Raw genomic sequence first — 19,469 nt, 5'->3', positions numbered from 1 at the left:
AGATATGGCGACGCGGCATCAAGTTGGCGGAGTAGCTTGCACGTTAGACTCCATGGTTTGCGTTTGCTGGGATTGTTGCTGTACATTGGCTTGATTTTTTTGCTCGACTTGGCTGTTGTATTCCTCTTCCGATTCTTTTGAAAACTGCTTTGTACCATTTTCTGAATCTGGGACCTTTGACATTTGCGGGGCATTTTTTACTCCCGCATTTTCGTTGATTTGTTGCTGCATGTTAGCATCACTTTGCAGACTTTCTTGTTTTGCTTCATTGCTTAATTTGTTGTCTTGCTCTCCTGACAAATCTTGTATTTGCTCAGAGACTTCTTCTTCAACCGTGTCCTGATTTACCAGCTCAGGGTTATTGGCTATTTCTTCAACCTTCTGCTGCATTTGCTGCTGTTCTTGTGTTTGTTTAATCTGGTTATCAACTGATTTATCTTCAACTTTATTTATCTTTTCCTGATTTTCCTTTTCTTTTTCTTGGAGCTTTTTATCCTGCTCGCTGGTATTTTCCTTTAATTTTTCCTCCTTTTCTTCTTCTTTTTTCTCTTGTTTAGTAAATCTATTTTTTATATTGTCTTTCAAAGCAGTGAAAACCCCTTGCATTTTTTCATCAAAGTCTTTTTGAAATTGGGAATTTTTTTGCGCCTCCAGCATCTCCATCATCTCAGCCAGAACTTTAAGCATATTTTTCATCCACTCATCTTTCATCCCTTCAGCCATTTGATGTATAGGAGAAGACACACTGGCTTTTGCTTCCTGATTTTTGCCTTCTTCCTTACTTTTTGAAGGGGTTGCAGCCTTATCTTCCTCCGCAGGCGCGGCATCAAGCTTTTTCTCAGGCCCGGGAATAGGAGAATTTTGTTTGGTTTTATCTTGGTTGACTGTTTGAGTGTTTAAATTTTCTGGTTCTGGCATAAATACATCTCCCGCTGGAGTAATTCTGATATTACACTATAAGTATAGTTTAATAAGTATAGTGAATGCTTAATTTGTCACGTAGATAAACATTTAGGCTTCAAATAAACAAGTAAGTGCGATAATGAATCATATATATTTTTCAAAAAATATAAGTTTCATTTATTATTTTTTACACTAATTTTGCAAATTGAAAATGAATATAGACGATTTCCGCTACATGCGCCGCGGCAAACATATAAAAGCATTGCCGTTACAACAAGCAACTTTATTATCACCCATTGATAAGCGCAACGGCAAAAAAGAAAAAGCATTGTTGCTCCTACACGGATTTTCTTCATCACCGGCGGTTTTTCGTGAACTTGTCCCTGCACTTGGCATGTATGACACAATACTCGCACCTGTTTTACCTGGCCATGGGGAAAGCATTGCCGCTTTCGCTTCTGTAAAGAGCAAAGATTGGCTCACAGCAGCTGAACATGCATGCGCCCACCTGGTACAAGAATACAGCATGGTGGATGTCATGGGCTTGTCTTTAGGTGGGTTGTTGGCCTGCCATTTAAGCAGCAAATTTTCCCTGCACCACCTTTATCTGCTAGCCCCGGCATTGGCATTACGGCTTAAAATCAGCCCGGCACTTAATCTGGCCTATGTTTTACAAAAATTGGGTTTCAAAAAATTACGCAATCGGGCGGGAAATATATGCAGTGAATCATCCTATGAATTAGCCTACCGCCAGCTGCCCATCATCAGCATCAGTGAAATATTAGGCTTGATCAATACATTTAAATTTACACCACCCACTTGCCCAACGGATATTTTTCTTGGATTTTATGATGAAGTCATCCACTCAGCCAGGGTTGCCGACTATTTTGCCAACTTGCCACATGCACGTGTACACTGGCTCAATAATTCAGCGCATGTGCTCCCCTTAGATAGGGATGCAGAGACAATTGTTGCCTGTGTACAGCAAAACTGGAAGAATTAAGCGGGCAAGGTACTTATAGGTTGAGACTTTAAAGATAACATGTTGCTTACCCAAGCTCATTCAGTTCTATAATTATCAATATGCACATTGTCTTATGAAAAAATATGAAATTTTCTGATAGGGAAGAGGAAAAAATTATTACCGTTATGTTTCAAATCCTTGGGGAACTCTCAAACCCCAACCTTGTCTGTGATAAAAACGGTACCATCTTGTTTGCAAACAAAGCCTATCAAAAATTAACAAATAGTGAGCCAGAAAATAAAATTTTTTGGCGTTTGTGCCCTATATACAAGAAGAGCCCGGATTATTTTAATCAAGCCAGGGAGCAAAACACCGAAACCCGTGCAGAATTAAAGTTCCATGATAAAACATTTATTATTCGTGTTATCCCAATAAATAATGTCTGGGCTAACGGATCTATTTACATCATCTATTTAGAAGATATTACTTTACAAGCTGAGTTAACCAAACAATTAACGAATGATAAAAAGCTGTTACAACAATCTTTTTTAAATACAATCCTAGCTTTTTCCAACTTCATCGAATCAAGAGATCCATATACATCAGGCCACCAAAAACGTGTGGCGACGCTCTCATTAAATATCGCAATTAAGGCAAAAATAACTGCACCTGAGTATTTATACGCAATATATTATGGGGCCCTCATACACGATATTGGCAAAATTGGAATTCCTATGGAGTATTTGGTTACTCCAAGAAAATTAACTACGTACGAATATGCAATAATTAAGGCCCATGTTGAAATTGGCTATAAAATACTTATTAATATCAATTTTCCGTGGGAAATTAAACCTGTGGTTTACCAACATCATGAGCGTATGGATGGTTCCGGATATCCAAATCATCTCAAGGGCAGTCAAATAAGCATACCTGCCCGCATCGTTGCCATTGCAGACGTATATGAAGCCATGTCAACCCATAGGCCTTATCGAGAGGCTCTGCCACAAGCTGATGTGGTTAACTATCTAAAAAAACATAGGGGGGATTTATTCGATCCGTATTACATTGATTCTTTTTTTCAATGCCTTGCAGACACTGAAAATGTGTATTTAATGAACTCAGATTTTAAACTCTTCTAAAACAAAGCTATAAGCTAATAGTTACCGTTCCTAAAGTTTTTAGACTCCTTAGCTTTAATTTACGTACCCAAAATATCATCTTGCTTCGATCTGCCGCCTCCAACGCGCAAGAAATTTGCAGAATAATTACAGGTAATAGGCCTTGGGACCGTCTAAGCCACACCTCCTAGCCAAAAGACCGGCATGGAAAGAATGATCGCTTATTCAAGGAAGCTAATATGTTGGATACTACGAACAGAACATTATCATGTTTATTTTACCAAATATCTTGCACTCACATTCTATCTGCACAGACAGACTGCGCCTTTAAGCCCTGGAGCTATCATAACGAAATAGCCAATTCATTTGTTATAACGATTGTATTCCTGAATAAAGGGCATATTCCAGTCGCGCATATCCAAGACCGAGCCATTAAACGCCATGAAGTCAGCTTTCATTTGCGGAATATTATAAAAATGAATATCGCTGGCATCGCTAGCCAAGGTGTGTTGCCTTTTCACAGCGGAAATCTCAGCAATGGATTGGTCATGGGTTTTAACAAAAGCACGGTTAGCACGCAGATAGCGGCCATTAAAATGTGCCTTACCACATAACTCCACATCCAGTCTATCTGCAACTCCCGCCAGCTGTATGAAAGAATTACCTCTTGCGCGGACAACCAATAATTTTGTTTTAATCCAATACAAACTCATCCAGGCATCATCATCTATGTTAAGGGAGGCAAGGTTAGCCACACCTACCAATTGCACTTTTGGCTTGCCTGCTATATGGAGGCGTAAACCGGGACTATGAATCCCGGTAACTTGCACCAGTCCTGAACCTTTAACATCCAGGGTTCGTAAGGAAATATCACCGCCTAACGTGGTTTTTCCCTTATTATCAATAGACACATCGAGTAAACTTGAGTGCAATCGCGTACCGGTGATAGTACCAATGCCTTGATAACGAAATGAATTTAAGAAATGACCACGAATTTCAGCGTTGATGCCACCATGATGTGGGTAACCTTCCCCTACTTTTATGAATAAGGTATTGTTTTTAACAAACGTATGTACTTCCGCCAAATCACGTGGATCACCACGCAAAATCACCGTAGGACGGGCATACCCCGTATGCAGGCTCACATTCATGATGCCCTTAATTCGAATACTGGTAAATTTCCCGGCAGGACGATGCTGTGTAACTGCAGGCAAGGGACGGTCTTCGACTTTAACTACTGAGGCAGGTGGAACAGTGCGTGTGCAACCGATGAGAAAAATAACGCTGAAACATAAAAATTGTCTGACCATATCTGTTCCTGTGGCAAATGTCATGAAGACTAGGAAGAGCCTTTGTTAACTATTCGCATAAAAATACATTGCTTCTACCTTATTAGAAGTTCATGCAACGTGCAACCATGTTTATAAGAACAAATATGGGGTAAAGGTGCAATCTTATCCAAATGCATTTTTCCATTTAAGGCATCTATGACCAAAGTTACTTTAGTCATGGTATTTTTGTATGCGGAAAATATGCAATTATTGCGGGCCGGAGTAATTTACAATTTGATGAAAAGAAGCAGCTCTATTGAAGCCATGTGTGGGCTAGCCATTTACAATTGAGCTCTAATATTAGCAATACAAGGGTTATGGCTTTCCACCAGAAACTTGATGAAGCAGCGGAGCATATGGGCAGCATGGAAGTTAGTTTAACCTCAGTGCAGATACGGCCAAAAAATTTACTGATCTGGAAACAGCTGTTGCAACTTATATTGAAAGTGCGCAAGGACAGTTAAAGAAATTGCCAATGAATGAGAGCGTGTTCTAGAAAGTTATGCAAACGATATGCAAAAAGGACCCGATAAATTTGCCGAGACTTTTCAGAAACATTGAGATAACTTGAAAAAGGATGACAGCCATGTTGGAATAAAATTTTTCACAGCGGTTGCCAATATCTTAAGAGTTTTTTTCACCCACCCTGAAACAAGATGCCAATGTGAGCAATACTTCGAGCCGCAGCATAATGATAACGATTCGTTAAAAATGACTAACTAAAATCCGCCGCATTTCACCAGGGTGCTTGACCCCACGTAAAATACAGCGGCACGGCGATTAAACCGCGGTAACTTCTTCCGCTTGTAACCCTTTTGGCCCTTTGGTTACCAGAAATTGAACGCGTTGACCTTCTCTCAGCGTTTTGCGGCCATTATTATCGTCAACAATTGAGCGGAAATGCACGAATACATCATCTTGACCATTATCACGGCTAATAAAACCGTAGCCTTTATCATCATTAAACCACTTAACGTGGCCAGTTTCTTTAACAGACATGTCTATTTTTCCAAATTAAATTAAAAACACACTTGTGAAATGCAAAAGCCACAGCATCAACGCATGCGGGAAACGCGGTATATTTCGCTGCTTTAAACTTCAAAGGGAGGGAAATCACGAAAGGCAAGGTTTTAACCGGGCAACAAATACAACAAGTATGTTTAGTATAACCCAAAGCGGCACAAATTGCGAGGATATTGCTTAATACGTTATCTTTTATGTGTGTTTAAGGCTAGAGGACAAGTTTTCATATGCTTGTCGCCTAAATGTTCTGCTAATTTTTGCAAAGCTTGTTCATTATTTTTATAAAAATGATGAGCGCCTAAAACATGATATAAGCCACCTCGCCTCAAAACAGCCAATACAGGCTGACGGACACGGGTAAACCAGAGTTCGATGCCACCTTCTTCCAGCCGTTCACTCACACTTTGCAATGTCTGCAGCCCGCTGGCATCCAGTTTGTTCATGCTAACGCAATCCAAAATGATGTAGCGTAGTTTTTGTTTTTCAGAAATTAGCTTTAAAATTTTATCTTCAAAATAGGCAGCATTAGCAAAATAAAGAGAACCGTTAAAACGCAGCAAGCTAATGAGATAACAAGTTTTTTCACTATGCTCTTCCCCTACTTCAACCAACTCACCCTCTGCATTACGGGTCAATTCAGTAAATCTAGGCCGCATGGTTTCGTATAAATAAGCGCCCAAAGCTAATAAAGTTCCCAGCAGTACGGCATGAGCCAATCTGGGCGCTAAAACCAGGGTAAGCAGAAACGTTGCGACTGCTACCATACCTTCGTAACGGCTAACTCTCCAAATACGCAACATTTCTTTAATATCGAGCAAGCCCAAGGCACCCACCATGATCACAGCAGCCAACGTTGCATACGGCAGATAATAAAAAAGCGGGGTGAGCCATAACAACACGATCATCACCACCAAGCCAGTCACTATTGAAGCAAATCCGGTGCGTGCCCCCGAATAAAAATTAACCGCGGTGCGCGTAAACCCTCCGGAAACAGGCATGGATTGAAAAAAACTGCCTATGCATTTAGCCAATCCTTGTCCGAATAACTCTTGGTTAATATCGATGCGTTGACGGCTCTCGGTAGCGATGCGTTTGGCGATAGTAATGGCTTCGGTAAACCCAACCAGCGCAATCACCAGAGCTGACATGAACAAGCGCGAGACAATATCCCAATCAAAATCGATGGGTTTGAAGGAAGGCAAACCTTGCGGAATAGTACCGATTACAGCTCCCCCTGATTGCAGCTTGATTTTGTTATCCAAAGATAAATGCGCAATGCGCCACTCATGCGGATCAACGTCGCCAATGGGGGTCATTTGCTCCTCCACATAAAAAACGACTTGCTTATCCCGGGTCAACAAACGGCGAAAGCGCAAGCGGTTTAATTCTCCTACTTCATAATTATGGCGTGCTATCAAACGTTCCAACTGCCATTGCGCCTGGCTGGCTTCATTAATAGCGCGATCTGTTTCTTCTGCATCCTTTCCGGCTGTCTTGATGGTTGTATCCACCACGTCTTGAGTTTTATCCACTTTTTCCAGTTGCAATTTTATTTCTCGTGGAAACTTGTGATAATTATCCAACATCTGTTGTACGGGTAAATTTAAGATTTGATTTGTGCGCACGGTTTCTACTTTTTCGTAACCAATTAACCAAGCCACTATGGTGGTTATGACCACGGCCATGATGGTGTGCGGCCAGTTAGGCCACAAACGCCGACCGCCCAAAATGATAATGAATGCCAAAACCGCTATGCCTACGGTCGGCCAATGAGTATTGACTGCGGCATCTTCCAGCACTTGCCATACGGTTTGATAGTAACGTGGGGCAGTAACTGCATAAACACCAAATAAATTTCCAAGCTGCATGCTGGCAATAATGATGGCCACTGCGTTTATAAACCCTAAAATCACCGGGTAGGAAATAAAATTAACGACGATTCCAAAACGCAATAAACTTAATGCCAGTTGAATGGCGCCCGCTAGAAAAGCCAGTAATAATACATATTGTAAATACTCTGGCGTATCAGCTGCTGCCAAAGGCTGCAAGGCCACTGCCGTTAGCAAGGAAGCTACCGGAACAGGCCCTGTGGATAAACTGCGTGAGGAACCAAATAATGCGGCGACCATCGGAGGAATAAATGCTGCATACAATCCCATATGAACCGGAAGACCTGCCAAATGAGCATAAGCCATTGCTTGTGGGATAAGGAGCATGGCGACAGTCAGCCCTGCGATTAAATCAGCACGAACCGTGGCCCAATATTTCAATTCCGGGAGCCACTCCAGAAAAGGGAAGAAAGGTTTTAATGTATTTTGCCAATGGGTTAAGTAAGCTTTCAAAGCTTGCATCGATCATCCTGTTAAGCAAATGGCTCCCTGGTTAGCACATTAGGTATTGCGCAATATAAACACTAATAAAGCAATAAACCCTATCAAGATCAAGGCTAATAATCCCATGCTGGAAAAACTTTTGGATAAGTTATCCCTGCTGAATAACTCAGGACGGCCTTTTACGGTGCGGTATAATATCCACATGATGAATCCGGCCGCGGCAATGGCTAATATTTGATAAAATGTTTGCATAGCTTATCCTTAATTTTCACAATCATGCCTAATCAACGCAACACGCTAATGAACAATGGCCATCAATATTACTTACTTGTTCGCCTCAAATTCAAAAGCGTCCGCGAACAAGTTTTCAGCCTGAGCTCCATGGGTGAGGAGAGCATCACGCGTGCTGTAAACCATATCAAAAGGCCCGCTCATTACAATGTCCCAATGAGCAAGATCTTGCCTATGACGCGTGATAACCCGTGAAGCCAATGTATCCTTGCTGACATCGGATAATAAAGAAAAATATTGAAAATGCTGCACGTGTTTTTGCCATTGCAAAACTTGTTCATCCATATACAAATCACTCTTGGAGCGCGCCCCCCAATACAATTCAAAAGCCCGCTGCTCTCTGGTAATTAATAATTGCTCAATCATGGCCTTTACAGGAGCAAAACCTGTGCCGCCGGCAATGAAAATAACAGGTTTGTCCGCATGCAGCCGATGCACATGGCATTTTCCCAAAGGTAAGCGGATGGTAACCCGGGCATCGCGTTTGATTTGTGCCAGCAAATTATCGACTACTGGATTTTCGCGGCTATGCCGCATGTGTAATTCATATTTGCGCGAACCCAGTGGGGCATTTGCAATGGAATAACTATAAGCTTCATCGCCTACAAGGATTTGTAAATATTGACCGGCCTGATAATCCACGTATTGTTCGGGAATCAAAATGAGTTGGACGATGCTGTCCGTTAGGGGGGAAATACTGTCTACTCGCGCCAGAACGGCTTGTTCACTCATGTTCAAGTCCCAATTGCGGCCAGTAATCACCAACACGCTTAGTGGTGTGCGCATCCATAACAATCGATTTTCCCCATTCCCGTTGCGTTTCTCCTGGCCATTTGCTGGTGGCATCCATACCCATCTTGGAGCCAAGCCCTGCTATTGGAGAGGCAAAATCAAGATAATCAATAGGGGTATTATCAACCATCACGGTATCACGCAATGGATCCATGCGCGTGGTGATGGCCCAAATCACATCTTGCCAATTGCGTGCATCGATATCGTCATCGCAAACAATGACGAATTTGGTGTACATGAATTGTCTTAAAAATGACCATACTGCCATCATAATCCGTTTGGCATGGCCGGGGTATTGTTTTTGTATGGTCACAACGGCCAAGCGATAGGAACATCCCTCCGGCGGCAAATAAAAATCTACAATCTCTGGGAATTGTTTTTGCAGCAAAGGAATAAATACTTCATTCAAAGCCACGCCTAAAATGGCAGGTTCATCGGGGGGCCTGCCTGTATATGTGCTGTGGTAGATTGGATCTTGCCGCTGGGTCATCCGTTCCACGGTAAATACCGGAAACGATTGCACTTCATTGTAATAACCGGTGTGATCGCCAAAAGGACCTTCAGGAGCATCCACTCCTGGCTCTAAATAACCTTCCAAGATAATTTCGGCATTGGCTGGGACATGTAAGTCATTGCCAATACAACGCACCAATTGTGTGCGTTGCCCGCGCAATAATCCTGCGAAGGCATATTCAGATAATGAGTCCGGCACCGGTGTGACCGCAGCCAATAGCGTCGCCGGATCAGCACCTAAAGTCACTGCGATGGGAAAACGCTCGCCGGGATATGCTTGCTGCCAGGCTTGATAATCCAAGGCTCCGCCACGATGCGACAACCAACGCATAATCAGCTTGTTTTTTGCCAATAATTGCTGACGATAGATACCCATGTTTTCCCGGGTTTGCTGCGGCCCTTTGGTAGTGACCAGACCCCACGTAATTAAAGGTGCCGCATCTTCCGGCCAACACGTTTGAATAGGGAGTTGCGTCAGATCCACTTCGTCTTTTTCAAATACTTGCGTCTGACAAATAGCACGGCTCACATATTTTGGCGCCATGTTAAGCGCTTGTTTGAGCAAGGGAAGTTTGTTAAATGCATCCTTAAATCCCTTAGGAGGCTCAGGCTCTTTTAAAGCGGCAAGTAATTTCCCTATTTCACGCAATGCCTGGATGGATTCTTCGCCCATACCCAGGGCCACGCGCTCAACAGTACCAAATAAATTGGTCAATACCGGTACATGATAACCTTTGGGATTAGAAAACAGTAATGCAGGTCCTGCGTTTCGCAGGACCTTATCGCTGACGACTGTCATTTCCAAATTGGGCGATACAGGATAATCAATTCGGCGTAAAAGATCGCGTGCTTCTAATTGCGCTATAAAATCGCGAAGATCGCCATATTTCATTGCTGCTTATTCCTGCCGTTTCATGGCTTCAAAAAATTCAGCATTGGTTTTATGGTTTTTCATGCGTTCCAGCAAAAATTCAATTGCGTCGCATTCATCCATGGATTGCAGAATTTTACGCAATATCCAAGTACGGTGCAGCTCTTCCGGGGTAAGTAACAAATCTTCACGGCGCGTGCCCGAACGATTGATGTTAATTGCCGGGAATGTGCGGCGTTCGGCAATATTACGGCTTAAATGAATTTCCATGTTACCGGTGCCTTTGAATTCTTCGTAAATCACTTCATCCATTTTTGAACCGGTATCCACCAGGGCGGTGGCAATAATGGTCAAGCTGCCGCCTTCTTCAATATTACGCGCAGCGCCGTACAAACGCTTCGGACGTTGCAGCGCATTTGCATCCACACCGCCGGTCAATACTTTTCCGGAAGCGGGTACGACCGTGTTATAAGCACGCGCCAATCGCGTAATCGAATCAAGCAATACGACTACATCACGCTTGTGCTCAACCAAACGCTTGGCTTTTTCAATAACCATCTCGGCCACTTGCACATGGCGGTTGGCAGGCTCGTCAAATGTGCTCGCGACGACTTCGCCTTTTACAGAGCGCTGCATCTCTGTAACTTCTTCCGGGCGCTCGTCAATCAGTAAAACAATCAAATAACAATCGGGGTAATTTTTCTCAATTGAGTGCGCAATGTTTTGCAGCATCAATGTTTTTCCGGCTTTTGGAGGAGAGACAATCAAGCCACGCTGACCACGACCAAACGGTGCACACAAGTCAATGACACGAGCCGTCAAATCCTCGGTGCTGCCATTTCCCTGCTCCATGACCAAACGCTCGGTGGCAAATAATGGTGTGAGGTTTTCAAACAAAATCTTGCGCTTGGCACTATCAGGAGTTTCATAGTTGATTTGATCAACTTTCAATAAGGCGAAATAACGCTCATTATCCTTGGGAGGACGAATTTTCCCAGAAACGGTATCACCTGTACGCAACCCAAACCGTCTAATCTGACTGGGAGAAACATAAATGTCGTCGGGTCCGGCCAAATATGAGCCGTCTGAGGAGCGCAAAAATCCGAAACCGTCTGTCAGGACTTCGACAACACCATCGCCGTGAATATCCTCGCCTTTAAGGGCATGCGCCTTTAAAATGGAAAAAATAATATCTTGCGTCCGCATGCGGGAGGTATTTTCCACCCCGAGCTCCTGAGCAATATTAACAAGATCGGCGATAGGTAACTGCTTAAGTTCACTAAAATTCATACTTCTCACTTGGTGTGTTGGTTAAATGAAATGAATAATCCAGGATAGTTTGTAACGAGAGGTCAGCTTATTGAAGAAGCTGATGTCTAATGGTATTGCATATACGAGACCAGTACAAGTATACCACAGTTTTATTAGGCTATCACAAGTTTTTACTAAAAGCTATACATACCTGGAAATTCATCCAGCGCTTGGAAGTTTGAAGCTCCCGTTGCCAATTACCCGCCACGGTTAAAGCGCAGCGGATAACCTGGCCTAACTGGGCATCAAACGTTGCTGTCTACAAACGCGCTCAATTGCGATTTGGAAAGAAGTCCCATTTTTACAGCTTCCACTTGTCCGTTTTTAAATAAAATCAATGTGGGAATGCTCATAACTCCATATTTTGATGGAGCTTGCGGATTTTCATCAATATTGATCTTGGCAAAAGTTACCTTATCACCATGATTTGCAGCCACTTCTTCCAAAATTGGACTGAGCGCACGACAGGGGCCACACCATTCTGCCCAAAAATCCACCAAAACCGGCTTGCCGGCTTTTAATACATCCTGTTCAAAACTGTCATCGGTAACTACTTTTATATGTTCACTCATGAATAAGCCTCTGTGGTTAATATTGTTCTCATTATAGATCACCGCTGACTGCTTGCAATACGCTAAGCGCTGTAATAGCGGCCGTTTCAGTACGCAAGATTCTTGGTCCAAGACGCAGGGAAGAAAATCCATGGCGTTGCGCTGCAGCAATTTCATGTTCATCCAAACCACCCTCAGGACCAATCAGTAAGGCGATGTCTTCCTTAAATTCATATTCCCGCCAGGATTTGGCAGAATCGGGATACAATACCAGCTTCAAAGCGCTTTGGCATTGCTGTACATATTTTTCCAGCGGCTCCGCTTCATAAACTTTAGGGATAACGTTACGCCCGCATTGTTCACAAGCGGCCACAGCAATGGCTTGCCATTGCTGGCGTTTTTTTTGCAGACGCTCCGCATCCAATTTAACGACGCAACGGGCAGTCAACAAGGGGGTAATGCTCGCTACCCCTAACTCTACAGCTTTTTGCACCACAAATTCCATGCGCTCGCCCTTGGAAATTGCCTGTGCCAAATGAATAGCACGCGGTGATTCACGACATTGCCTCTCTGCCGCCATAATGGTAACGGTAACTTTCTTTTTTTGGATGGTTGCGATAAGAGCTGTGAATTCGATGTTATTTCCGGAAAAAAGGGTTAACTTTTCCCCTGCACGCATCCTCAAGACAACCGCTACGTGTTGTGCCGCTTCCGGGGATAATTCAACAACTTGGCCGCACTGATATTGTCCAGGCTGATAAATGCGCACTGTTCTCATTATATTTTCGCCAAAGTTACTTCATTACTTAAATAGTGCTCTCTGGTGTACCAGAAGCCACTTGTGTGCTGATGTTCATTTTTGCAAGATTATAGCAAGAATCTTGTTTACTCTATGCTAAAATTTGAGCTTTATTTTCGTGAGAGCATAAATATGAGCAAAACGCGTATTGAAACCGACAGCATGGGTGAAATAGCAGTCCCTGCCGATAAATATTGGGGCGCGCAAACCGCACGCTCGCTCCATCATTTTAATATCGGCAGCGACATTATGCCCATGGAAGTGATGCATGCATTCGGGATATTAAAAAAAGCAGCAGCCCTTACCAATCTGGAATTAGGGAAATTACCTGCTGACAAAGCCAAACTCATCATTCAGGCTGCAGACGAAGTGAGCAGCGGTAAATTAAACGAACATTTTCCTTTGCATGTATGGCAGACGGGCAGCGGTACGCAATCCAACATGAATGCCAATGAAGTAATTGCCAATCGGGCCATTGAAATAGCTGGCGGCGAAATGGGAAGCAAAACGCCAATCCATCCTAATGATCACGTCAACATGTCGCAATCATCCAACGACACATTCCCAACAGCAATGCATATCGCCGCAGCGTTGGCTTTCAAGAAAAAACTATTGCCTGCGGTACGCTTTCTGCGCGATGGGCTGGCTGCCAAAATGCACGCATTCCATGCCATTGTAAAAATCGGGCGCACGCATTTACAGGATGCCGTGCCTCTCACTCTAGGACAAGAATTTTCAGGTTATGTAGCACAATTGGATGCCTGCATTGCACGTATTGAACACGTGCTGCCAGAACTTTATGAACTGGCTTTGGGAGGTACTGCAGTGGGTACAGGCTTAAATACTCATCCCCAGTTTGCCGAAAAAGCAGCAGCCCATATTGCCAAGCTCACCGCTTTGCCGTTTGTTTCAGCCCCCAACAAATTCGCAGCGCTTGCTTCCCACGAACCATTGGTCATGGCACATAGCGTCTTAAAAACCCTGGCTTGTGCTTTAATGAAAATTGCCAATGATATCCGCTGGTTAGGTTCAGGCCCACGATGCGGCATTGGCGAGCTGATCCTGCCGGAAAATGAGCCGGGTTCCTCGATCATGCCAGGTAAAGTGAATCCCACCCAATCGGAAGCAATGACTATGGTATGCGCGCAAGTCATTGGCAATGATGCCGCGGTTGCCATCGCCGACAGCCAGGGCAATTTCGAATTAAACGTATTTAAACCGGTTATTATTTTTAATGTGTTACATTCTTTGAATCTATTGGCCGACACCTGCCGCTCGTTTCAGGAATTTTGCATCGATGGTTTGCAAGTCAATCAAAACCAAATTGATTACTATTTGCAAAACTCCCTGATGCTGGTTACTGCATTGAACCAACACATCGGCTATGACAAGGCGGCTAAAATCGCAAAAACAGCGCATCAGGAAAATACTTCTTTACAAGAAGCGGCGGTGAAACTTGGATTCTTGACACCGGAAGAATTCCAGCAATACGTGCGACCTGAAAAAATGATTGCCCCTGAATAATAACTGCTAGCAGCTTGGATTAATGATATTCAAGCTGCTATTTCATTTGCAACACAGATTGTTGTTCAAGCTCTGGTTCAGCCACTTTTTTTCTATCTTCCTGTTTCATTTCCTTTAAAGAAGCTTTCAAGTCAACTTGCGATTGGCGCTCACCATTAATATTGTTTAATCCTTTGGCAGGAGGCGTGTCTTTCCAGGAAAAAGTTGCAGAAGAATTTTTTTGCTCGATGTGCTGCTCTTTTTTAGCTTCCATTTGGGTTAAATTAGCCTCATTCACTCCGGATGTAACCTCTATGGGACGTTCAAATTTTTCTCTTGCGGCTACAGCAGACGGAATATTTAATACTGCAAATTCTTCTTCTTTCGAATGCGACGTAAGCATATCAGTGAACCAATTTTTGATTGCTTGCCACCAGCCCACCGCTTTTTTATCTTGGCGACTATTTAAGCTAATTTCAAAATCATCTAAACCCTGTTCGGTGGAATCATTTGTTTTTTCGGCAATACCGACAAAACCTACCTGGTGAGTTATATCTTCAACCTTCTGATGTTGGTAAGCATAAGCCAACTTGTTCTCCAAAGGAGCCGCTTCCGCCCTGCAGTGACTTAAGTGCTCCTCCAAAACTCTTCTCATACCCACGGATGTGGTATGCTTTATTTGTTCCTCATCATATTCGATTTCTACTCGAAAGCGAGAAAGCTTATTTTCAAGATACTCGATGTACTCAGGGGAAAATTTGGGTGGAAATTGATAGATTTCATTGCTGTCCAAAGCGGTAATAGGAGACTTTTCCTCGCCGATTTGGATAAAATTTTCTTTTAACGTCTCATCAAGCTCTTTAAATTGCTTTATTTTTTGTTCAATTTCCTTACAAAGTTTGGAGGCGCCGAAGAAACCTAGAACTAGCTGCCCAAAATCAAGTTTTTTTCGTAAATCGACAATCTCTTTGGCTAACTCCACTCGTTGTTGTCTGGGGATAGAACTGTGGAAATCCTCCTTATCTGCTTTAATGCAAGCACTTCCATCAGGGTTGATAGAAACGTACATGTTCTCCAGCGGAATAGCCGTATTTTTATTTGAAAGCGCACTGAGTTTTAAGTTTTCATATCCTTCTGCTGCAAAAGCATTGGCCAGTTTTTGTGCATAACTCAATCCATCCTCATCAACAAACCCGACTTCGCAACCAATGCAGCGCATGCGCTGGATATCCGTTTTTTGTAACAAGGCATCACCTGGATCTTTTTCCCTGTTAGCCTTATCAATGGCTGTGCTTAACTCTTCGACAAAAGTTTCTGCGGAAAAACCTTCGGCTCCATATGCTCCTCTATGCGCATGCCCGACTGCTGTCAGATTTGCAATTTCCTCTGAGCTTAAACCGATTAAACAGTCCGCATTGAATAGCCTTATTTCTGCATTGGGTAACTGTTTAGCAAGACTGCGGGCCGCATCCAGGGAGGTCTTATCCGTGCCCATGGCTAAAATGATGTTTCTTGGTAGGTTAGGCATGGCAAAGTTTAATTTATGAACATATTGTTATTATAGTAGCAATTAAACATTATGGTTTTGCGCTATACTCATTAGAAAATTGAGGGGTAAATATGCTTTTATTACTAAGCCCAAGTACAGACAATAAACAAGCAGCGAATAGCCTTGTGCAATTTATTAATACAGAAATAATTTTGGCCGATCAGTTAACGGAAACGAGCTTGAATGATGCCGAGCCGTTGATTTTTGTTGATGTAGATGCTGATGATAAATTTCTAACTTATTTCGAACCGCAAACATTGGCAGCATTGTTACTAAAACATGGCTTGTCCGGAAACACACGCACTCTCATTTTTTTAATCTCTGATGTCAATAAACAAAAAAATTTATATGAATTTACCCACCCCATGCTGCTGCACTTGCACAACTTGTTGCAACAGGAAATCATTGCTTATATTCCCTTTAATCCAAATTATGAATCGATCGTGCTGGCGCCACCTGCAGGAGCACAAAAAAACTGGCGTGTGTATGGTATTCCGGAATGGCAAAAGACTGAATTTGAACAAACCGACATAGCCTTTTTCCTTTCTTTAAAAAATAAGGCCTTACTATGGGAAGGGGAAAATATCTTGCACTGGCTCATGGCTTCGCCCCCAGTTACCATTAAACCGCTTGTCAATGAAAAAGTGATGTTTCGTTTATAGCTTAAATTAACTCGTGTAGATAATGGCTGACTTCTTCCGCCTTATTGGTGAACAAATAACGTAAACCACGATTAAGTTCACGGTACAAGCTAAATTTTGAATTGACAAATCCAACCCCGGCGATTTGCCCCGCTTTATTTAAATTGGCAATCTGGGAATCCTTAAGTAAAAAATAATGCCCCAGCACACCGCCATAACCTTGCCTTAAACTTAAATCACAAAATTGTTTGACATTGTTATGCACAGGAACCAGCAAGAGGCTTTCTTTTGGGAATTGCGTCAATTGCGGCAATAATTCCATTTCAAGGCTGAGTAAGTGATAATCCGTGCACGCAGTTAAGGGTGCCAGTGTTTTGGCCAAGGCTGCAAACGCCGTAAATGGGTTTTTAAGTTCAATAAAAAGGTGCATGCGCTTGCCATATCTTACCACCACTTCCTCTAACGTTGGGATATCAGGAGCCAAAGCACGAAGCTCTGTGCATGTATATTCAGCAATAACACCCTGTTGCCGCCATAGGCGCTGCAGAGTTGGATCATGGTTTACAATGAGGATTTCATCCTTACAAGCATGCACATCCAATTCTATGCCCCAACAGCCCAACTGCAAGGCATGTTCGAAAGCAGCATGGGTATTTTCAACCCGCCTTGCATCATACGCACCGCGGTGCGCGATGAGGCGGGCAGCATGCGCTTGTGCTACCGAGGGTTTCGTCCGCGGCCATAAAGCAAAACACGCATCCAAAGATTTTTCCAACCCGGTAAGAACTGCCATAGCCACCATCCAAAAATAAAAACCATTCTAATCGTCGCCTAATAAAATGCAAAAAATTTATACCTGAATCACGACACTAACTTGCTGCAATATTTTTGCTACAATATGGAAATAACGATTGACACTGCTTATATTCTTGAGTACCTTAGCGGTCGATTGCCGAGGTGGTGGAATTGGTAGACACGCTAGCTTCAGGTGCTAGTGGGGGCAACCCCGTGGAGGTTCGAGTCCTCTTCTCGGTACCATTGATGAGTTTTAACAGTTCGCAATATTCAAATCAGTACGTAATACCTTGATTTATATTGCATCATATAGACTTCTTCTGGGTCTTCCCCAAATCCGCACATCATTACCCATAAGTTATTTCCTTGATAGTTTTCTGGGCCAAGAGGAAATCCTTGAGTCGTTGCAACCCAATCCAGAGTGTCGCCGGTCCTGGGTCGGGGTCATTTTTTCTATTTAAATATCCCCCTATGGAAGCAATCATTTTCATCATCATGCTTGATGAAGGAGGTTTGTTAGGTGGAGCTTCTTTTTTGAGGATAATATAAGCAATTTTCCATTCTTCAGTGGAAAAAACGAGCTCACAATTGGCCTCAGGACATTCGCGGCTTACGGTTAAATAAAGAATCCGCCAAGCAATGATCATATAGAGCGCCAGGCATGGATCAAAGCGCTGTTTCTCAGTAAGTTGTAATTTCTCAATTCGACAGCCGCTTTTTAAAATACGAAAGTACACTTTTATCTGCCAGCGACACAAATACCATTTCCATATACTGTGAGCGCTTTCAGCATCATGTACCTTCAAGAGGTTCCTGTCCTTCTGGGGCGTTAATTTCTGTGGCAAGAACAACTGTTACAGTTACTGTTTTGTCTCCATATTTTGTAGAGATTTTCCGTTTCCTATCCGGCGGGCAAAGCGTTAGTTCAGCTGCATATAAATTTTGTGTAACTTGTCTCCTAACTTGTTTTTCTTTAGCGGATACTTCAAAAGTAATTTGACAAAGAGGGGAAGTATCTTTGGTTTTTTCTATTAGCTTTTCAGTATCCGGTCTTCCCTCGCTATTCAAGAGTTTACGGTTAGACGAAGAACGAATGAGCCAATAGGCTGCGTTACTTTCTTGTGAAAGATAAGCATGTTGTGCTTCGTGATATAAATCATAAATATCGGCTTCTCTATCGGCAACGGTTATTACCATTGTGTCAGGAACTTGCAAGGCAACTTCATTTGCTTTTCGATAAGCCTTTATCCATCGATAACTTTCTTTTTCTTCCAAAGGGATTTTATGGTTATCTCGACTTTTTTCTCGAGCGGTTCGATGGTGTATTTTTCTCTTGCCCAATGATAAGTATCTAAAACACCCAAGCATAGTTTTTCTGGTGTAACGGCTAAAATAGGATGTAGAAGTAAACCTGGGTGCTTTTCGTGATTAATCGGGCCAATATCTTTCCGTTCTTTTTGGCCTGTAAAGTTAAGGGTGGTTGTATCTTGCAATAAAAGAACAACAGAATGGTGTCTCATTCGAGAAAGCGTAGAGGTTATATGGGGCGCTAAAATATTTTCTGGCTCTACCCCAAATACAGGGGCACTTAATCGGATTATAGTAATCTAACTCTTTGATTTTGCAGTCAAAAGAGGATTAAAGTGCCGAAGAAAGATATTATCCTAAATTTACCTGGTTATTCAATAACCAAGGTGACAGGAAACAATCCTGTTTTTATACAAATAATAACCAAGGTGACAGGAAACAATCCTGTTTTTATACAAATAAGTTATAACCGAGTTGTTCGCTGTATTTATTGCAATGGTAAGCGGTTAAGGAAGAAAGATAGTTTTGAGAGGAAGATACGTCATGAGTCGTTAGGTTTACGTTATAGCTACTTGTGTATCAAGGCTCATAAATTTCAATGTTATTCCTGTAAACGCTATTTCAACCAACGTTTTCCAGGAATTGGCAAATACCAGCGAGCCACGGAAAGCTTACGTAAAGAAGTATGGCTCTACCCCAAATACAGGGGCACTTTAATCGGATTATAGTAATCTAACTCTTTGATTTTGCAGTCAAAAGAGGATTAAAGTGCCGAAGAAAGATATTATCCTAAATTTACCTGGTTATTCAATAACCAAGGTGACAGGAAACAATCCTGTTTTTATACAAATAAGTTATAACCGAGTTGTTCGC

At 42.6% G+C, this 19,469-nt stretch carries 20 protein-coding genes, 1 tRNA gene and 1 pseudogene; 7 read left to right on the top strand and 15 right to left on the bottom strand.

What is annotated here, in order from left to right; all coding sequences use genetic code 11:
* Positions 1 to 18: 18 nt before the first annotated feature.
* Positions 19 to 918 carry a hypothetical protein gene (locus NKV53_RS00105; protein WP_253350490.1) on the bottom strand — a complete coding sequence of 300 codons (900 nt, stop codon included), beginning with the start codon at positions 916 to 918 and terminating at the stop codon, positions 19 to 21.
* Positions 919 to 1,114: 196 nt separating this feature from the next.
* Between NKV53_RS00105 and NKV53_RS00100 the strand changes: the two genes are divergently transcribed.
* Together NKV53_RS00100 and NKV53_RS00095 are read left to right on the top strand one after the other, a co-directional pair.
* The gene (locus tag NKV53_RS00100; protein ID WP_127057155.1) at positions 1,115 to 1,906 is read left to right on the top strand and encodes a carboxylesterase; all 792 of its coding nucleotides are present in this window, start codon (positions 1,115 to 1,117) and stop codon (positions 1,904 to 1,906) included.
* 104 nt (positions 1,907 to 2,010) lie between these two features.
* The gene (locus NKV53_RS00095) at positions 2,011 to 3,006 is read left to right on the top strand and encodes an HD-GYP domain-containing protein (protein ID WP_127057156.1); all 996 of its coding nucleotides are present in this window, start codon (positions 2,011 to 2,013) and stop codon (positions 3,004 to 3,006) included.
* Between the two features lie 341 nt (positions 3,007 to 3,347).
* On the opposite strand, the gene NKV53_RS00090 is transcribed toward NKV53_RS00095, so the two are convergent.
* Complete coding sequence (locus NKV53_RS00090; RefSeq protein ID WP_127111203.1) at positions 3,348 to 4,295, bottom strand: GIN domain-containing protein; 948 nt, start codon at positions 4,293 to 4,295, stop codon at positions 3,348 to 3,350.
* Between the two features lie 177 nt (positions 4,296 to 4,472).
* Here NKV53_RS00090 and NKV53_RS11850 point away from each other — a divergent pair, with 177 nt between their 5' ends.
* Complete coding sequence (locus NKV53_RS11850; RefSeq protein WP_256478696.1) at positions 4,473 to 4,607, top strand: hypothetical protein; 135 nt, start codon at positions 4,473 to 4,475, stop codon at positions 4,605 to 4,607.
* 489 nt (positions 4,608 to 5,096) lie between these two features.
* Here the strand turns inward: NKV53_RS11850 and NKV53_RS00085 are convergent, their stop codons facing one another.
* From NKV53_RS00085 to NKV53_RS00050, 8 genes are all read right to left on the bottom strand, one after another.
* Positions 5,097 to 5,315, bottom strand: coding sequence for a cold-shock protein (locus NKV53_RS00085; protein ID WP_126953435.1), 219 nt, complete (start codon positions 5,313 to 5,315; stop codon positions 5,097 to 5,099).
* A 209-nt stretch (positions 5,316 to 5,524) separates the two neighbouring features.
* Positions 5,525 to 7,690: a SulP family inorganic anion transporter gene (locus NKV53_RS00080; protein WP_253350488.1), complete on the bottom strand. Its 2,166-nt coding sequence runs from the start codon at positions 7,688 to 7,690 to the stop codon at positions 5,525 to 5,527.
* A 39-nt stretch (positions 7,691 to 7,729) separates the two neighbouring features.
* The gene (locus tag NKV53_RS00075; RefSeq protein WP_126953437.1) at positions 7,730 to 7,924 is read right to left on the bottom strand and encodes a hypothetical protein; all 195 of its coding nucleotides are present in this window, start codon (positions 7,922 to 7,924) and stop codon (positions 7,730 to 7,732) included.
* A gap of 72 nt (positions 7,925 to 7,996) precedes the next feature.
* A complete protein-coding gene (locus NKV53_RS00070; protein ID WP_127032766.1) occupies positions 7,997 to 8,695 on the bottom strand; it encodes an NAD(P)H-flavin reductase in 699 nt (232 codons plus the stop codon).
* A complete protein-coding gene (ubiD, locus tag NKV53_RS00065) occupies positions 8,688 to 10,160 on the bottom strand; it encodes a 4-hydroxy-3-polyprenylbenzoate decarboxylase (protein ID WP_127111200.1) in 1,473 nt (490 codons plus the stop codon). Before ubiD ends, NKV53_RS00070 begins: the two co-directional genes overlap by 8 nt.
* Before the next feature lie 6 nt (positions 10,161 to 10,166).
* Positions 10,167 to 11,429, bottom strand: coding sequence for a transcription termination factor Rho (gene rho, locus NKV53_RS00060; RefSeq protein ID WP_126953440.1), 1,263 nt, complete (start codon positions 11,427 to 11,429; stop codon positions 10,167 to 10,169).
* 266 nt (positions 11,430 to 11,695) lie between these two features.
* Positions 11,696 to 12,022, bottom strand: a complete 327-nt coding sequence (gene trxA, locus NKV53_RS00055) for a thioredoxin TrxA (RefSeq protein WP_126953441.1) — start codon at positions 12,020 to 12,022, stop codon at positions 11,696 to 11,698.
* Between the two features lie 31 nt (positions 12,023 to 12,053).
* Positions 12,054 to 12,779: a 16S rRNA (uracil(1498)-N(3))-methyltransferase gene (locus tag NKV53_RS00050; RefSeq protein WP_126953442.1), complete on the bottom strand. Its 726-nt coding sequence runs from the start codon at positions 12,777 to 12,779 to the stop codon at positions 12,054 to 12,056.
* 153 nt (positions 12,780 to 12,932) lie between these two features.
* On the opposite strand from NKV53_RS00050, the gene fumC reads away from it, so the two are divergent.
* Positions 12,933 to 14,324: a class II fumarate hydratase gene (gene fumC, locus NKV53_RS00045; RefSeq protein WP_127032764.1), complete on the top strand. Its 1,392-nt coding sequence runs from the start codon at positions 12,933 to 12,935 to the stop codon at positions 14,322 to 14,324.
* Between the two features lie 37 nt (positions 14,325 to 14,361).
* On the opposite strand, the gene NKV53_RS00040 is transcribed toward fumC, so the two are convergent.
* Positions 14,362 to 15,831, bottom strand: a complete 1,470-nt coding sequence (locus tag NKV53_RS00040; protein ID WP_127032763.1) for a hypothetical protein — start codon at positions 15,829 to 15,831, stop codon at positions 14,362 to 14,364.
* A gap of 92 nt (positions 15,832 to 15,923) precedes the next feature.
* Between NKV53_RS00040 and NKV53_RS00035 the strand changes: the two genes are divergently transcribed.
* Positions 15,924 to 16,514: a hypothetical protein gene (locus tag NKV53_RS00035; protein ID WP_127032762.1), complete on the top strand. Its 591-nt coding sequence runs from the start codon at positions 15,924 to 15,926 to the stop codon at positions 16,512 to 16,514.
* Position 16,515: 1 nt separating this feature from the next.
* Here the strand turns inward: NKV53_RS00035 and NKV53_RS00030 are convergent, their stop codons facing one another.
* Complete coding sequence (locus NKV53_RS00030; RefSeq protein WP_253350486.1) at positions 16,516 to 17,286, bottom strand: glycerophosphodiester phosphodiesterase; 771 nt, start codon at positions 17,284 to 17,286, stop codon at positions 16,516 to 16,518.
* Between the two features lie 158 nt (positions 17,287 to 17,444).
* Here NKV53_RS00030 and NKV53_RS00025 point away from each other — a divergent pair.
* Positions 17,445 to 17,531, top strand: a tRNA-Leu gene (locus NKV53_RS00025).
* Positions 17,532 to 17,635: 104 nt separating this feature from the next.
* On the opposite strand, the gene NKV53_RS00020 is transcribed toward NKV53_RS00025, so the two are convergent.
* From NKV53_RS00020 to NKV53_RS00010, 3 genes are read right to left on the bottom strand one after another with little or no spacing between them, the layout of a single operon-like run.
* Positions 17,636 to 18,094, bottom strand: coding sequence for an IS4 family transposase (locus NKV53_RS00020; protein ID WP_253350484.1), 459 nt, complete (start codon positions 18,092 to 18,094; stop codon positions 17,636 to 17,638).
* The gene (locus tag NKV53_RS00015; protein ID WP_127057162.1) at positions 18,081 to 18,563 is read right to left on the bottom strand and encodes a hypothetical protein; all 483 of its coding nucleotides are present in this window, start codon (positions 18,561 to 18,563) and stop codon (positions 18,081 to 18,083) included. The genes NKV53_RS00020 and NKV53_RS00015 overlap by 14 nt, the downstream gene beginning before the upstream one ends.
* Positions 18,533 to 18,808, bottom strand: a complete 276-nt coding sequence (locus tag NKV53_RS00010; protein WP_253350482.1) for a hypothetical protein — start codon at positions 18,806 to 18,808, stop codon at positions 18,533 to 18,535. The genes NKV53_RS00015 and NKV53_RS00010 overlap by 31 nt, the downstream gene beginning before the upstream one ends.
* Positions 18,809 to 18,931: 123 nt before the next feature.
* On the opposite strand from NKV53_RS00010, the pseudogene NKV53_RS00005 reads away from it, so the two are divergent.
* Positions 18,932 to 19,291 (top strand): annotated as a pseudogene (locus tag NKV53_RS00005) (hypothetical protein); the annotation flags it as partial.
* Between the last annotated feature and the right edge of the window lie 178 nt (positions 19,292 to 19,469).

The sequence above is a fragment of the Legionella sp. 27cVA30 genome (assembly GCF_024160945.1).
Classification (GTDB): domain Bacteria; phylum Pseudomonadota; class Gammaproteobacteria; order Legionellales; family Legionellaceae; genus Legionella_A; species Legionella_A septentrionalis.
This window is presented reverse-complemented; position numbering and strand designations above follow the sequence as displayed.